Origin of the sequence: Paraburkholderia sp. SIMBA_054, from assembly GCF_046534875.1 — a bacterium.
Lineage (GTDB): Bacteria > Pseudomonadota > Gammaproteobacteria > Burkholderiales > Burkholderiaceae > Paraburkholderia > Paraburkholderia hospita.
Genome location: NZ_JAWRXV010001115.1, coordinates 1 through 259 on the forward strand (window position 1 = coordinate 1; position 259 = coordinate 259).

At 58.7% G+C, this 259-nt stretch carries 1 pseudogene; it reads left to right on the forward strand.

The annotated features are described in order from the left end of the window. Positions 1–84: 84 nt before the first annotated feature. Positions 85–259 (forward strand): annotated as a pseudogene (locus SB822_RS58620) (peptidase M20); the annotation flags it as partial.

The following is a 259-nucleotide window of genomic DNA, read 5'->3' on the forward strand; positions in this document are numbered from 1 at the left end:
GATGAGCGACGAGCCCTTCAGCACATTCGCCATCAGGACTATCATGTTCGTTTCGAGTGAACGAAACCGTTACGGACCGCGACCATGATCTCCGACGATACGACCCAGCAGGCTGAACGCCTGAACCCCGACACGCTCCGCGAATTCGTGGACCGCAAATGGAACGACGAGATCGTGCCTGCGCTGACCGACTACATTGCGGTGCCGGCCAAGAGCCCGGCATTCGATCCCGAGTGGGTCAAGCACGGTTACCTTGAAC